This is a genomic window from Nocardioides sp. zg-1308 (genome assembly GCF_013155375.1).
GTDB lineage: Bacteria > Actinomycetota > Actinomycetes > Propionibacteriales > Nocardioidaceae > Nocardioides > Nocardioides renjunii.
On record NZ_JABJQY010000002.1, the window covers coordinates 900,980 to 916,064 of the forward strand.

Here is a 15,085-nt window from a genome sequence, read left to right on the forward strand (position 1 = left end):
GCCGCGAGCGCCCCCGCTACTGTCGTGGCATGCGTTTCGTGACCTGGCTGCTGACGTACGCCGCCGGCCTGGCTGTGGCCGCGCAGCTGCTCGACGGCATCCGGTTCGACGGGCCCGCCACCGGGCAGGCCGAGCTGCAGGACAAGATCCTGCCGCTGCTGCTGGTCGCGCTGATCCTCGGCCTGGTGTCGACCTTCATCGAGCCGGTGATCAAGCTGCTGTCGCTGCCGTTCATCATCCTGACGCTCGGCTTCCTGCTGCTCGTGATCAACGCGCTCATGCTGCTGCTGACCGCGCGGCTCGCCGACGCCTTCGACCTCGGCTTCCACGTCGACGGCTTCTGGAGCGCGCTCGTCGGCGCCCTGATCATCACCGTCGTCGGCTGGGGCGTCCGGACGGCGCTGCCGGCGCGGGACTGACCCGTGACCCAGCACCCACCGCAGCTCCCTCCCCCGCGCACGCCGGGGCGCTACCGCATCGCCCTGGTCTGCCTGGGCAACATCTGCCGCTCGCCCACGGCCCACGTCGTGCTCGAGCGCCGGCTGGTCGAGGCTGGGCTCGCCGACCGCGTCGAGGTCGCCTCGTCCGGCACCGGCGGCTGGCACGTCGGCAACCCGATGGACGACCGCGCCGCCGCGACCCTCACCGCCGCGGGCTACGACCCCAGCCGGCACCGCGCCCGGCAGTACGACGCCAGCTGGCCCGAGGCGTACGACCTCGTCCTGGTGATGGACGAGGCCAACCTGGCCGACGTGCGGGGACGCACCGACCGGGTGGGCCTGTTCCGTGACTTCGATCCGATCGATCCCGGGGCCGAGGTACCCGACCCGTACTACGGTGGGGCCGACGGCTTCGAGGAGGTGCTGGCGATGGTCGAGCGCACGAACGACGCGATCGTGACGGCACTGCACGGCGCGGTGGCGGACCCCGGCTGATGGCCCGTCAGCCACTGGCCGCCCGGCGTGCGGAGGAGCTCCTCGGCACGCCCGTGGTCGCGACGGCTCCCGTGGCCGGCGGCGACATCGCCACCGCGACCCGGCTGCGGCTCTCGAGCGGCCAGACGGCGCTGATGAAGACGCTGCCGCACGCGCCGGAGGGGTTCTTCGAGGCCGAGGCCGCCGGCTTGCGGTGGCTCTCCGAGGTCGAGGGTGGCGTCCCGCTGCCCGAGGTGCTCGCGGCCGCCAGCGACTGCGTGGTCCTGGCCTGGGTCGAGCAGAGCTCCAAGACGCCCCCCGAGGCGGCCGTCGCGTTCGGCCAGCAGCTCGCCACCACCCACGCCGCCGGCGCGGAGGAGTGGGGGCTCGCGCACGACGGCTTCATCGGCCGCCTCCCGATGCCCAACCGGACGGCCGGGTCGTGGCCGGAGTTCTACGCCGTGCGCCGGGTGCTGCCCTACCTCAAGCTGGCGCGCGACCGCGGTGCGATCACCGACCCCGACGCGGCCGCCGTCGAGGCGGTCGTGGGCCGGCTGGCCGACCTGATCCCCGAGGAGACGCCGGCCCGCCTGCACGGCGACCTCTGGAACGGCAACTGCCTGTGGGGCCAGGACCTCGCCATCCACGTCATCGACCCGGCGGCCTACGGCGGCCACCGCGAGGTCGACCTGGCGATGCTCCACCTCTTCGGGCTCACGCACCTGCCGCGGGTGATGGCGGCCTACGACGAGGCGCACCCGCTCGCCGACGGCTGGGAGGACCGGATGGGCCTCCACCAGCTCTTCCCGCTCCTCGTGCACGCGTGCATGTTCGGCGGCGGCTACGGCGCCCGGGCCGGGGCGATCGCAGCGCGGTACGCCTGATGGCCGGCGCCGGCGGCTGACCTCGGACCCGAGCCCTAGGCGGGTGCGCCGCGCAGGCGCACGGAGAGGCACGTGACGCACCCCTCGAGCTTCTCGAACTCGGTGATGTCGACCGTCACCACGTCCAGGCCGCGCGCCGCGAGCAGGGCGGCGGACTCGGGCGCCGCGGCCGACATGAGCACGCGGTCGTCGCCGAGGAGCACGACGTGGGCACCCTGCTCCTCCGGCACGGCGAGGAAGCGCGGCCAGGCGCCCGGGTCGTCCACCAGCGGCTCGTGGCCGATGACGGTGCCGTCGGGCAGGGCCGTGACCGCGGACTTGAGGTGCAGCACCTTGGTGACGGGTACGCCGGTGACGGTGGCGCCGAGCTCGCTGAGCAGCGCGGCCAGCTGGTCGACGCCCGCCTGGTTGGTGCGACCGCCGAGGCCCACCCACACCTGGTCGCCGTGGGTCAGCGCGTCGCCGCCGTCGATGGTCCCCGGCGCCTCGATCGCGGCGATCCGGTAGCCGCGGGCGGCGAGCAGGTCCGCCAGCCCCTCCGTCTCGCCGCGCCGCTCCTCGGCGCCGGGGCGCATCAGCACGGCGAGGTCCCCGTGCACGAACACCGGGTCCTCGATGAAGACGCCGTCGGGGTGCGCGTCGGAGGCCGGCGCCTCGACGACCTCCCAGCCGTGCTCGGTGAACGCGTCGACGTACGCCCGCCACTGGCGCAGCGCCAGGTCGAGGTCGACCGGGGCCCGCTCGATGTGGGTGACCAGCCCGTCTGCCAGGGACGGCGACGGACGACGGACGAGCGCGAGTCGGCGATCCATGCCGCCGAGCGTAGTCAACCGGCCGGCCGCCGCGACGCTCAGCGTGCGCTCAGGCGCGGCTGGCATCCTTGCGCTGTGAACGAGTCCCGGTCCCGCGTGCTGGTCGTCGACGACGACCGCGCCGTCCGCGACTCGCTGCGCCGCTCGCTGGAGTTCAACGGCTACGACGTCGTGCTCGCCGCGGACGGCGCCGAGGGCCTCGTCGCCATCGGTGCGCACCAGCCCGACGTGGTGGTGATCGACGTGATGATGCCGCGCCTCGACGGGATCGAGACCACGCGGGCGCTGCGCGCGGCGGGCAACGACGTACCCGTGCTGGTCCTCACCGCCCGCGACGCCGTGGGCGACCGGGTGGAGGGCCTCGACGCCGGCGCCGACGACTACCTCACCAAGCCGTTCGCGCTCGAGGAGCTGCTGGCCCGGCTGCGGGCGCTGCTGCGCCGCGTCGTGCCGGACCCCGACGCCGACGGCGAGGTGCTGACCTTCGCCGACCTCACCATGGACGTGTCCAGCCGCGACGTGTCGCGCGGCGGCCGGCCGATCGAGCTCACCCGCACGGAGTTCACGCTGCTGGAGATGTTCCTGCGGCGCCCGCGCCGGGTGCTCGACCGCTCGTTCATCCTGGAGGAGGTCTGGGGCTACGACTTCCCGACCAGCGCCAACTCCCTCGAGGTCTACGTCGGCTACCTGCGCCGCAAGACCGAGGCGGACGGCGAGCCGCGGCTCATCCAGACCGTGCGCGGCGTCGGCTACGTGCTGAAGGAATCATGAGCTCCTCGGGCACCTGGCCCCCGACACGCTGGCACTACCGCAGGTCGCTCGCGTCGCGCGTCGCGGTGCTGACCACCGTCACGCTGGGCATCACGATCGCCATCCTCGCGCTCACGGCGTACCTCGTGATGCGGCAGCAGCTGATGAGCTCGCTCGACCAGTCGCTGCTCAACCGCGCCCACAAGGCCGCCGCGTTCAGCGACCTCCGCGACGCCACCGCCCAGGGGACGCCGGCATGGGTGCTGGGTGCGGCCGACGTGCGCATCATCTTCCTCAACGCCGAGGGTCGCGGCATGGCCGGCGACCACATCCCGAACTTCACGGTCGGTCGCCCGGAGCTCGAGGTGGCGGCCGGGGACCGGGACTGGTCGGTGCGCACCCTCGTGACCGCCGAGGGTGAGCGTTTCCGGGTCGCGACCGTGCCGTCCCCGGGCGGCCCCGCGCTGATGCTCGCGCAGCCGCTCGCCCCCAACGACCGCACGCTGGAGAAGCTCGGCGGCGTCCTCTTCACCTTCGGCGCCCTCGGGGTGCTGACCGCCCTCATGGTCGGGTGGCTGGTGGCACGCAACGGGCTCAGGCCCGTCCGACGACTCACCTCCGCCGTCGAGCACATCGCGGTCACCGAGGACCTGACGCCGCTGCGCGTCGAGGGCGACGACGAGGTCGCCCGCCTCGCCACGGCGTTCAACCAGATGCTCCTGGCGCTCGCCGCCTCCCGCGACCGGCAGCGCCGCCTCGTGGCCGACGCCAGCCACGAGCTGCGGACGCCGCTGACCTCCCTGCGCACCAACCTCGACCTGCTGCGCCAGGCCGAGGGCAACTCCGCCCTGCCGCCGGAGACGCGGCTCGAGCTGCTCGACGACGTGCGCGGCCAGATCGAGGAGCTCAGCGCGCTCGTCGGCGACCTGGTCGAGCTGGCGCGCGACGAGCCCACGACCCGCGTGGTCGCCGAGGTGGACCTCGCCGACGTCGTCGAGCGGGCGGTGACGCGCGTACGCCGTCGCGCCCACGGCGTGTCGTTCGACGTCGACCTGGCGGCGTGGCGGGTCGTCGGCGACTCCAACGGCCTCGAGCGCGCCTTGACCAACCTCCTCGACAACGCCGCGAAGTGGAGCCCTCCGGACGGCACGGTCACCGTCCGCCTGGCCGACGGGGTGCTGACCGTGGATGACGAGGGCTCGGGCGTCGCCGAGACCGACCGGCCGCACGTCTTCGAGCGGTTCTACCGCGCGGAGGAGTCGCGGGCCATGCCCGGCTCGGGCCTCGGCCTCGCCATCGTGCGGCAGGTCATCGACCGCCACGGCGGGCAGGTCGAGGTGTCGGACGCGCCGGGCGGCGGCGCCCGGTTCGTGGTGTCGCTGCCGGGGGTGGCGGGGGTGGAGTCGGTGGGGGCTGCGGGCTCTCTGGAGTCCCCGGATATCCGGTGACCACCGTCCTTACAGGTAGAGATCTCCACCCATAAGCACGGAACTCGGGTGCACAGCTCACTCGAACACGCGCAGCAGCCGCTCGGCCTTCCACTCCGACTCGGCCCACTCCTCGGCCACGTCGGACTTCACCGTGATGCCCCCGCCGGTGCCGAGCGTCCACGTCCCGCCGCCGTCGGTCGTGAGCGACCGGATGACGACCCCGAGGTCCGCCGGGCCGTCGCCGCTGATCCAGCCGAACGCGCCGGCGTACACCCCGCGTGGTGACGACTCGACCTCCTCGATGACCTGCATCGTGCGCAGCTTGGGTGCGCCGGTCATGGACCCGGCCGGGAACAGCGCCCGCAGCGCGCCCACCGTCGTCACGCCCTCGCGCAGGTGCCCGCGCACGGTGGAGACCAGCTGGTGCACCGACTCGTAGGACTCGACCTCCATCAGCGCCGGCACCTCGACCGACCCGACGTCGCACACGAGCGAGAGGTCGTTGCGCAGCAGGTCGACGATCATCAGGTTCTCCGCGCGCGTCTTGGGGTCGGCGGCCAGGCGGGTGCGGTGCGCCTCGTCCTCCTCGGCCGTGTCGCCGCGCGGGGTGGTCCCCTTGATCGGCTTGGTCTCCAGGTGCCGGTCGGGCGTCACGAGGGCGTACCTCTCCGGCGAGCTCGACAGCAGCCACCCGCGCGCGTCCGCGACGTCGTGCTGGAGGAACCCGGAGTACGGCGCGGGGTTGAGCTCGCGCAGCCGGAGGTACGCCGTCACCGGGTCGAGGTCGGCGACGCGGGTCAGGCGGTGGGTCAGGTTGACCTCGTAGGAGTTGCCCGCGCGCAGGTGCTCCTGGACGCGCGCGAAGGCGGCGGCGTACGACTCGGGCGGGGGCGTCGGGCCCCGACTGCCCGAGGCACTTTCGAGCTTCTGGGGGTGTGCACGCCTCGAGATGTTCGGGTTTCCCCGCATATGCGGGGAAACCACAGACATAGAAGGACCGACCCCGTGCTCGAACACCCGCACCTCCCGCGGCCGCATCCACATCGCGTCGGGGAGGAGGGCGTCGGGCTCGGCGGGGAGGTCGGGGCGCGAGGCGTAGCCGAGGTAGCCGAACCACTGCTCGCCGGGGCGCATCCGCTCCTCGAGGACCGCGAAGACGTCGTCGCCGACGACCCTCGACGTCCCGCCGGAGTGCTCGCGGACCTCCCGCCGAGCCGCCGACCAGGTCAGCGACACGTCGTCGTCCTCGAGCCAGCCGATGATCGAGCGCCGACCCGACCACTCGCGGGCACCGCCGCCGTCGAGCCAGAAGCACCGGGCGTGCCGGGCCGCGACATCGCGGAAGAAGGGGACCGGGTCGCTCACGAGAGGAAGTTCCGCACGATCGCCTCGCCGTGCTCCGAGAGCACCGACTCGGGGTGGAACTGCACGCCCTCGAGCGGCAGGTCGACGTGCCGTACGCCCATCACCACGCCGTCCTCGCTCCACGCCGTCGCGACCAGCCCCGGCGGCAGCGCGACCGCGCCGAGCGAGTGGTAGCGCACGGCCGCGAAGTCCTGCGGCACGCCGTCGAAGACGCCGGCGCCGTCGTGCCGGATGGTGGCGACCTCGCCGTGTGCCGGCTCCAGCCGCGTGACGGTGCCGCCGTACGCCGTCACCAGGCCCTGCATCCCGAGGCAGACCCCCAGCACCGGGCGGCTCCCGGCGCGCAGCACCGCGGCGCCGACGGAGAAGTCGGCGGGGTCCGCGGGGTGGCCGGGCCCGGGCGAGAGCACCACGTGGGAGTGCGCGAGCACGTGGTCGGCCGTCACCTCGTCGTGCTGCACGACGCGGGGCAGCACGCCGGTGACCCGGGCGACGAGGTGCACCAGGTTCCACGTGTAGGAGTCGTGGTGGTCCACCACGATCACGTCCGGCGTCACCCGCCGAGGCTAGGGCATCCCGCGGGAGGCCGGCGGGAGGACGGCGCCTACTGCCGAAGCGTGCGGCACTCGGCCGGCACCGGCTGGTCCCCGGCCACGCCGCACGCGTCGAAGGCGGCCAGCTTGGCCATCAGCACGGCGACCTCGTCACGGTGCTTCCTCCTCGTCACCTCGTTGGCGACCTCGTACTCCTTGCCGGTGTAGCGGTAGAACTCGTAGCCCCAGGTCGTCCGCTTCGCCCGCGGGTCGAGGTCGAAGCGCGCCAGCAGCGCGGTCCGGCTGCGCACCGCGGTGAAGGACGGGATCCGGTCGAGCTCGGAGCCGGTGAAGGCGGCGTCGGGATCTCCTCCGGTGAGCGTCTGCTGGGTGTGCTCGAGGAACGCGTAGCCCTGTCGCACCAGCTTCGGCTGCGCGAACGTCGGCACCAGCGACTGGCCGCTGCGGAACGGCGCGGGCACCAGGCCGGCGAGCTCCTCGAAGGTCGAGGCGAGGTCGATGTTGCTCGTGACCTCGCGCCGCTTGCCCGGCACGACGCCCGGGCCGGTGACCAGCAGCGGCACCCGGACGTCGGTGTCGTACGGCGTGCCCTTGCCGCGACCCATGCCGTTCTGGCCGAGGTGGAACCCGTTGTCGGAGGTGAGCACGACGTAGGTGTCGGGGCCGACGGAGTCGAGGATCCGCGTGATGAGCCGGTCGGCGGACCGGGCCATCCGCGCGCGGTCGCGCAGGTCCCGCACGGCGACGGCTGCGGACAGCGTGCCGGCGGTGTTCCACGCCCGGCCGACCTTGCCGTTGGCCAACCGCGGCCGGTTGTCGCTGCGGTCGTCGCCGTGGCCGGGCAGGTCGTCGACGGTCAGCTTGCGGCACGCGACCCGCCCGCAGCTGCGCTCGCCGGTGCGGTCGCGGAACATCGGCGGGAAGAGCGGGTCGCCGGGATAGTGGCCCTTCGGGTTGGTGCGGTTGTGCGGGGCGTACAGCGCCACCTCGAGGAAGTACGGCGCGTCCGCCGCCTCGCCGCGGGTGAGGAAGTCCATGGCCAGGTCGCCGATGACGGTGCCGGCGTAGGCCCGGTCCTTGTCGGCGTTGCTGGCGCTCGCGGGCGGGGCGAGGTGCTGGGTCAGCTGGAGGCGCTGGTCGACGAGCGACGTGCTGGCGAAGTCCCAGCCGTCGTAGGCGGAGCCGAAGACGGTGTTGAAGGTGCTCCAGCCCGGCACCACCGGCGGCAGCGCCCGACCCGGCGACCACTCGTACTCGTTGAGGAACTTGCCGACGAAGCCGGTGTTGTAGCCGGCCTCCTGCAGCCGCACGTTGAAGGCGCGCTCGGGGTTGCCGTGCACGTCGTAGGCCGGCCAGCCGCCGAGCGTCGAGGTGCCCTGGTGCGAGGTGTTGGTCAGGACGCCGGTCTGGTGGGGGTACTGCCCGGTGAAGAAGCTCGACCGGGACACACAGCACAGCGAGTCGGTGACGAAGGACCAGGGATAGCTGGCGCCGGTCCTGCGCATCCGCTGCATGGAGCGCATCGTCTGGACGAGGTCCATCGAGAAGTCGTCGAGGACGACCACGACCATGTTGGGGCGCCCGGCCCTGCTCGACGCCGGCGCCACCTCGGCGACGGACGAGACGTTGCTCGTCGTGGCCGGCGGGCGGACGCCGTCGGGCGGGACGGACCCGTCACCCGACCCGCACGCCGCGGTGCCGGTGATGAGTGCGAGCAGGCACAGGCCCGCCCAGGCTCGCTTCAAGTGCTGCACGTCTCCCCCGTCGTGTCCCGAGCTGGCTGTACAGAGTGACGCGTCACGACCGCGATCGGTTGCCTGCCACGCCGAGCATCATTGTCCAGTAGATCAGTGCACTTTAGCCGACCGCGCCGGCCAGGAGGTCGCGCACCGCCGTGTGCAGCAGGTCGTAGCCGTTCTCGGTGAGGATCGACTCGGCGTGGAACTGGATGCCGCGGTAGTGCGGACCGACGACGGCGTGGATGTCACCCGTGGCCTCGTCTGCCTCCACGCGTACGCCCTCGGGCAGCGCGCCGCCGGCCGGGACGCGGCCGACGAAGGTGTTGTAGAACCCCACCCGCTCGGTGCGGCCGTCGAGGCGCACCGGCGACTGCGTGCCTTGGAACACCACGTCCTTGTAGCCGAGGTCGAGGCCGAGCCGCTCGCACAGCGTCTGATGGCCGAGGCAGACCGCGAGGAACGGCTGCTCCGAGGCCAGCAGGTCGTCGACGGCCCGGCGGAACGACGCGATCTTGGGGTGCTCGCCCTCGCGCGGGTCGCCCGGGCCGGGGCCGACGATCACCAGGTCGGCCCCGTCGAAGGCACCGGCCACGTAGTCCTCGTGCCGCACGACGCGCGCGGTCATCCCGAAGACCCCGAGCACGTGGACCAGCATGTTCACGAAGTCGTCCTCGCCGTGCAGGATCACCACGCTGCGACCGGCCAGCCCCGGGTCGGCCGGCTCGCCGGCCTGGTCGGTCAGCCAGAAGCGCGAGAGCCGCTGGTTGCGAGAGCCCAGCGCCAGTACGACGTCCTCGTCCCGCGCGAGCTCGGCGATGTCCGCGCCGTCGGAGGTCGCCGCCGGCGCCAGTCCGAAGGCGCTGAGGATGCCGCCGGCCTTGGCCCGCGTCTCGGCGACCTCGTAGGCGGCGTCGGAGTCGCGCACCAGCGTCGCACCGGCGGTGACCTTGAGCTCGCCCTCCGGCGAGACGTCGGCGGTGCGGATGAGGATCGGGCTGTCCATCGTCGGCGTTCCGTCGGGCGAGCGGCCGAAGAGGGCCAGCGCGGCGCCGTAGTAGCCCCGACCCTCAGGCTCGTAGTCGGCGATCAGCCGGCAGGCGTTCTCGACCGGCGCGCCCGTCACCGTGGCGGCGTACATCGTGTCGCGCAGGATCTCGCGGTGGTCGCGGTCGGAGCGGCCGGCGAGGAGGTACTCGGTGTGGATGAGGTGGGTCATCGGCTTGAGGAACGGCCCGAGCACCTGGCCGCCCTCCTGGCAGATGTCGCACATCATCTTCAGCTCCTCGTCGACGACCATGAAGAGCTCGAAGACCTCCTTCTCGTCGGCGAGGAACTCCAGCAGCCGGTCCTTGACGTAGCGGGTCTCGTCGTCGGCGGCGCGCACCCGGAAGGTCCCGGAGATCGGGTTCATCCGGACGTCGCCGGAGCGCACGGACACGTGCCGCTCGGGGCTGGCGCCGATGAGGAAGCGCTCGCCGGTGAAGAAGCAGAACGTCCAGTAGGCACCGCGCTCGCGCTCCATCAGCCGGCGCAGCACGGTGAGCGCCCGGGTGGCGTCCCAGTCGGCGAGCACGGCGCGGTAGTGCCGCCCGATCACCAGGTTGGCGCCCTCGCCCTGGCCGATCTCGTCGCGGATGATCGCCTCGACGACCGTGCCGTAGTCCTCGTCGGAGGTCGTGAAGCCACCGCGGTCGGCGAACTCGACGGGCACGTCCGGCAGTGCGGCGAGCAGGTCGTCGACCGACACCTCGTGCTCGGCCTCGATGTCCACGACCGTCAGCGGCGTCCCGTCGTCGATGGCCGCGAAGCCGCGCTCGCGCACCTGGCGGAACGGCACCGCGACCAGCCGGTCGGCGCTGCGCCCGGGCTCCGGCGCCCCGCTCTCCAGCGGGATGTCGAGCAGGCTCGCGACCTCGTGCGGGGTGCCGCCGACCAGGCCCACGGTGGGGGCGGCCTTGCGGCGGATGACCGCCCACGCGCCGTACCCCTGCACCTGCTTGAGGAGGTCGGCGACGGACGGGGTCTCGGTCATGGCGGAAACCCTACGGCGGGTGCTGCGGCGGGTTGGCGGGCGTCTCAGGGGCCACCGGCGATGGCCTAGAGTCGGCGCTCGACCCAGCGTCGCCGCGCACCCAGGAGGGACCGAGTGACTGACCCGACCGTGGCCCTCCACCTGTCGGGGCGCGGCTCGCCCGACCGCCTCCGAGCCTGGGTCGAGGCCCTGGGCCGCGTCGTCGCATCGAGCCGCTCGCTGCACCTCGTCGACCGGACCGCCGCGCCTGCCGAGCTCGCCGAGTGGTGCCGGCTCGCCGCGGTCGACCTCACCGACGACCCCCGGGCGGCGGACGTGCGCGTCCTCGCCTCCGCGGCGGACCTCGCGGCGCCGCGCTCGCTCCAGCGCCTGGTGGCGGCGGCGGCACGGAGCGGGACGGCCCACGAGACCCGGGTCCTCCCGTTCGCCGCGACCGCGGCCGGCCCGGACGCAGAACCCTCCGCGGCTCCGGTGCTGTGCGTGGCGCTCCCGGCGGGCGCCGGGCCGGATGGCGGGCGCTCCGCCGCCGAAGCGGTCACCGCGCTGCGCAGCGCCGGATCCGACGTACGACGACTCGTCTCCGCTGCGGTGTTCGCCGACCGTCGCCCCGATGGCAGCGCCGCCCCGGTCGAGCCCGGCCACGCCGGACCGCCGCCCTACGGTCACCCCGCGTCCCTGCCCGCCACGCCGCTGCACCAGCTGCTGCTCCGCACCGGGCTCACGCCGCCCGAGCTGCCGCCGGACCTGGAGCAGCGGCCGCTCCTGACGGTGCTCACCCGGACCCAGGGCACCCGGCTGCAGTGCCTCGAGGAGACGCTCACCTGCCTGGCCGGGCAGTCGTCGCGCGACTTCGAGCTCGTCCTCGCCTGCCACCGGTTGGCCCCCGAGGCACTCGACGCGGTGCGCGTGCTGGTCGGGGAGATGCCCGCGTGGCTCCGGGAGAGGACCCGGGTGCTGGAGGTCGAGCGCCCCGGCCGGTCGGCCCCGCTCAACGACGCCCTCGAGGCCGCCCGCGGTCGGTATGCCGTGATGCTCGACGACGACGACGCGGTGACGGCTGACTGGGTCGCCGCCTTCGCGGAGGCCGAGGCACAGGGCCCTGGCACCGTCCTCCGCTCCGTCGCGCTGGCGCAGGAGGTGCGGCCCGAGACCGTCGACGCTGCTGCCGGGCCGGCGCCGGTCGAGGTCGGACCCGCGCACCCGGTCTGGCCCGCCCTCTTCAGCCTCGTGGACCACCTGCACGACAACGAGTCGCCCCCCATGACGTTCGCCGTCCCGCGGGGTGTCTTCGCCGACCTCGGGCACCGCTTCGACGAGGCGCTCGACACCACCGAGGACTGGGAGTTCCTCGTCCGCGCCGCTGCCGTGGCCGGGGTGACGAGCACCCCGGCGGTGACGGCGGTCTACCGCGTGTGGACCGACGGCGAGGGTTCGCGCCACCTGCACGACGCGGACCACTGGGCCGCCGGCCGCGCGGCGGTCCTGGCGACCATCGACCGGGAGGTCGCCCTGCTGCCGCCCGGGGCCGCGCAGGACGTACGCGACCTGCGCCAGGCGCTGCTCGACGAGCGGGCCGAGAAGTTCCGGTTCGCCGGGCTCAACGAGCAGGCGGCCCGCGACCTCGTGACCGTCAACGAGGCGGTGGTGGCGCTGCGCGAGCGGATCGCCGAGCTCGAGGAGCGATTGAGGAAGCAGCGGCAGCGCAACCGGCAGCGGGAGTGAGCCCGAGGATCACCGACGCGACGCTGGCTGCCCTTACGCTGGGGCGCCGGTCTCCAGGGCCGCGACGAGCCAGCACGGACCGACCGGAGTTTCGAAACCATGCCGCAGCACGCTGTTGCCGGTGACGTGAGTCGCCCCCGGCAGCTGTTCTCTGCGCTCGTGGACTGGCACGCCCGACGGCCCCGGGCGTCGTACGACACCGCGCAGGGATGGTGGTGGACGGCGCTCATCGGCGCGACGTTCGTCTGGATGTCCAACCCGGTCGTGTTCATCCCGAGCTTCTACTTGTCACTGGGCGAGGCCATGATCTGGACGAAGATCGTGGTGGTCATCAGCCTGCTGTGGCTGCGCCTGCCGCGTGTGCCGTGGCCCTGGCTGCTGTTCCTGGGACTGTGCCTCTTGTCCCAGCTCTGGACGATCAACGACTTCCACACCGACGTCTCCAACACGGTCTATCTCCAGATGACCGCCCTCGCGGTCATCGTTGCGGCCAACTGCGAGCCGGTGGTGGTGTGCTGGGGACTCGCGCTCGGCGGCGTCTCGGTGGCGTTCCTGTCGCTGTACGCGTACGCCCTCGAGGTCCCAGGCGCCTCGAACACGCCGATCGGCGGGGCCGAGATCGCCGGCATCGGGACCAACGAGAACATTCTCGCCTACACCCTGGCCGTGTCGCTGGCGGCGACGCTCGCGCTCGGCGTTCCCCGAGGTGCCGGCGCACTCGCCCTGTGGATCGGGGCGCTGTGCATGCAGGGTGCTGGAGTCGTCGCGGCGGCGTCGGGCACCGGCTACGTGTCGGTCCTCAGCATCGTGGTTGCAGCGGTGCTGGTCAGCGCGTGGCCGCGCCTGCGGAACGCCCGCCGGCGGGTGGTCCTCCTGTGGACGGCCGCGATCGGGCTCGTGCTCGTCGTCGGCCTCCTGGTCACCACCGTGCTCCTCGGCAAGGAGCTGTCCACCTTCTCCGGCCGCGCGGCCTTCTGGAGGGCGGCGATCGAGTCGACGTTCGACCGGGCTCCCCTGATCGGTTCCGGGTGGGGCGCGGTCTGGGAGCACCCGTGGGACCCGACGCCACCCAACGACGTGGCCAACGACATCTACGTCCGAGCCGACTACGCCCTGCCGCACGGTCACAACTTCTTCGTCGACGTCCTGCCCGAGCTGGGGGTCCTCGGCGTCACCATCGCCCTCGTCATGGTGGCGTACGCCGTGCGCGAGGTCCGCAGGCGCGGCCTGCGGACCGACGAGTCCGGCCGGCTGGTGCTCCTCGTGCTCGTGGCGCTCCTGGTCTCGGGCATCACCGAACCGATGCTCACCGTGCCGCTCGGGTGGTGGTCGTTGACGCTCGTGGTCGCGACCGCTCGACAGCGGGTGGTGGTCGAGGCCGCCGACCTCGAGCCGACGTCAGGCGTCGGTCGACGTCGCTCCAGCCGGGGTCGCCGGGCGGCGATCGCCGTACGCTGACGGGTCCACCTCCTGTGCGTGCTCCTCGTCGAGGCGTGTGCTCTCGGTCCTGCCGGCGAATCCCAGCGTGACGAGGAAGATCCACAGGAGCGTGCTCTCCCGGTTGCCAGTGAGCGCCGGCATCCCCATCGAGCCGGCGAGCGTCAGGACCAGCACGGCGGCGAGGAGGAGCGCGTGCACCCGATCGAGGGCGCGCATGCGCAGCAGTGACGACCCCACGACCAGCAGGTGCGCGATCACCACCAGCGCGAGCCCCGCCAGCCCGCCGACGACCAGCGCCTCGGACCAGGCCGAGTCGTAGGCGACCTGCAGCCCGCGAGCCCCGACACCGAAGACGGGGTGCTCGTCGTAGATCACCCGCGCCAGCTCACCGACGCCGGTCGGCAGGGCCGCGGCCGGTTCAGCGCCGGCGTCGACGCCACCCGTCGCGCCCTCGGTCGGCGCGACCGGGACGGCGATGCTCGGCGGTCCGGTCGTGCCCGCCGCTCCGAAGCGACCCGCGGTCAGCGTGTAGAGAGGCGAGTCGCCGGCCTCGATGCTCGAGCGGTACCAGCCGACCATCGTGCTCGCACCCCACGAGGCGAACCACCCGGCTGCACTCAGCGCGACCATGGCGGCGACCGTGCCGACGGCCACCACGCCCGTGCGCACGACGCGCGTCCGGTAGGCCAGGACCAGGACGAGGGCGATGACGAGTCCGCCGACGAAGACCTTCGAGAGCGTCAGCATCCCGCCCACGACGACGAGGACCCAGCCCACCGTCGCCCACGTCGGGGACGTCAGACCGCGCTTCTGGAGATAGGCGAGCGAGAAGGCCGCGAGCGTGTAGGCGATGCCTGCCTCCGCCGGCTGGTTGAAGACCCCGCTGAAGCGACCCATCTGCTGGGCGAGCTCGGCGACGTAGGTCGACGACCCGTCCGCCGCCCAGAACCGCCGCAGCCACGGCAGCGACCCCAGACCGAGGACGCACCCGACCAGGGCCACGACCGCGTTGAGCGACATCACCACGACGAGGGTCCTGGCGACAGCGGCCATGATCCGAGGAAGGGGGTGCACCGAGCACCAGTACGCCACCGTCACGATCGTCGCGAGCGGCAGGAGGGCGTTGTCGAGCCCCGCCAGGAGCGAGCCGGACTCCCACGGAGTGGCGTTGTCGACGGGCAGGAGCCCACCGACCACGGCGATGACGGCATAGGCGCCCCAGACGGCGAGCAACCACCGCACCGGGGCGAGCACGCGGAGCAGCGAGCGGGCTTGGGTGAGCACCACGAAGGCCGCGGACCCGTAGAAGGCGAGCTGCTCCGTCCTCAGTCCGGAGACGAGGTAGGGCCCCATCACCGCAGCGACGCACGCCGTCACCCACACGGGCGCAAGGCGCGACGCAGCGAACTCCCCCAATTTTCCGAGCATCAGCCGATCATACGG

The 15,085-nt window shown here is 73.0% G+C and carries 13 protein-coding genes; 7 read left to right on the forward strand and 6 right to left on the reverse strand.

Going from position 1 to position 15,085, the window contains the following annotated elements; translation table 11 throughout:
* The first annotated feature begins 29 nt into the window (after positions 1-29).
* The 3 genes from HN031_RS06115 to HN031_RS06125 are packed head-to-tail and all read left to right on the forward strand — an operon-like array spanning position 30 to position 1,798.
* Positions 30-419 carry a phage holin family protein gene (locus HN031_RS06115; protein WP_172267706.1) on the forward strand — a complete coding sequence of 130 codons (390 nt, stop codon included), beginning with the start codon at positions 30-32 and terminating at the stop codon, positions 417-419.
* 3 nt (positions 420-422) lie between these two features.
* Positions 423-935 (forward strand): low molecular weight protein-tyrosine-phosphatase, encoded by a 513-nt coding sequence (locus HN031_RS06120; RefSeq protein ID WP_367650666.1) that lies wholly within the window; start codon positions 423-425, stop codon positions 933-935.
* A complete protein-coding gene (locus tag HN031_RS06125) occupies positions 935-1,798 on the forward strand; it encodes a fructosamine kinase family protein (protein ID WP_172267709.1) in 864 nt (287 codons plus the stop codon). The genes HN031_RS06120 and HN031_RS06125 overlap by 1 nt, the downstream gene beginning before the upstream one ends.
* A gap of 35 nt (positions 1,799-1,833) precedes the next feature.
* Here the strand turns inward: HN031_RS06125 and ddaH are convergent, their stop codons facing one another.
* Entirely contained in the window at positions 1,834-2,610 is a 777-nt protein-coding gene (gene ddaH / locus HN031_RS06130; protein WP_172267712.1) for a dimethylargininase, read from the reverse strand.
* A 75-nt stretch (positions 2,611-2,685) separates the two neighbouring features.
* Here ddaH and HN031_RS06135 point away from each other — a divergent pair, with 75 nt between their 5' ends.
* Positions 2,686-3,381 carry a response regulator transcription factor gene (locus HN031_RS06135; protein ID WP_172267715.1) on the forward strand — a complete coding sequence of 232 codons (696 nt, stop codon included), beginning with the start codon at positions 2,686-2,688 and terminating at the stop codon, positions 3,379-3,381.
* Complete coding sequence (locus HN031_RS06140; protein ID WP_172267718.1) at positions 3,378-4,808, forward strand: HAMP domain-containing sensor histidine kinase; 1,431 nt, start codon at positions 3,378-3,380, stop codon at positions 4,806-4,808. The genes HN031_RS06135 and HN031_RS06140 overlap by 4 nt, the downstream gene beginning before the upstream one ends.
* A 57-nt stretch (positions 4,809-4,865) precedes the next feature.
* Here HN031_RS06140 and HN031_RS06145 read toward each other — a convergent pair whose 3' ends face one another.
* From HN031_RS06145 to HN031_RS06160, 4 genes are all read right to left on the reverse strand, one after another.
* Complete coding sequence (locus HN031_RS06145; protein WP_172267721.1) at positions 4,866-6,155, reverse strand: anthranilate synthase component I family protein; 1,290 nt, start codon at positions 6,153-6,155, stop codon at positions 4,866-4,868.
* The gene (locus HN031_RS06150) at positions 6,152-6,712 is read right to left on the reverse strand and encodes an aminodeoxychorismate/anthranilate synthase component II (protein ID WP_172267724.1); all 561 of its coding nucleotides are present in this window, start codon (positions 6,710-6,712) and stop codon (positions 6,152-6,154) included. Before HN031_RS06150 ends, HN031_RS06145 begins: the two co-directional genes overlap by 4 nt.
* Positions 6,713-6,759: 47 nt before the next feature.
* On the reverse strand, positions 6,760-8,463 hold the full coding sequence (locus HN031_RS06155) for a sulfatase-like hydrolase/transferase (RefSeq protein WP_172267726.1): 1,704 nt from the start codon (positions 8,461-8,463) through the stop codon (positions 6,760-6,762).
* Between the two features lie 103 nt (positions 8,464-8,566).
* On the reverse strand, positions 8,567-10,480 hold the full coding sequence (locus HN031_RS06160; RefSeq protein WP_172267728.1) for an anthranilate synthase family protein: 1,914 nt from the start codon (positions 10,478-10,480) through the stop codon (positions 8,567-8,569).
* 114 nt (positions 10,481-10,594) lie between these two features.
* Here HN031_RS06160 and HN031_RS22225 point away from each other — a divergent pair, with 114 nt between their 5' ends.
* Both HN031_RS22225 and HN031_RS22230 read left to right on the forward strand, forming a co-directional pair.
* On the forward strand, positions 10,595-12,202 hold the full coding sequence (locus HN031_RS22225; protein WP_172267730.1) for a glycosyltransferase: 1,608 nt from the start codon (positions 10,595-10,597) through the stop codon (positions 12,200-12,202).
* A 159-nt stretch (positions 12,203-12,361) separates the two neighbouring features.
* Positions 12,362-13,660 carry an O-antigen ligase family protein gene (locus tag HN031_RS22230; RefSeq protein ID WP_172267733.1) on the forward strand — a complete coding sequence of 433 codons (1,299 nt, stop codon included), beginning with the start codon at positions 12,362-12,364 and terminating at the stop codon, positions 13,658-13,660.
* Here the strand turns inward: HN031_RS22230 and HN031_RS06175 are convergent.
* Positions 13,601-15,070 carry a hypothetical protein gene (locus HN031_RS06175; protein WP_172267736.1) on the reverse strand — a complete coding sequence of 490 codons (1,470 nt, stop codon included), beginning with the start codon at positions 15,068-15,070 and terminating at the stop codon, positions 13,601-13,603. The genes HN031_RS22230 and HN031_RS06175 overlap by 60 nt on opposite strands.
* Positions 15,071-15,085: the final 15 nt, after the last annotated feature.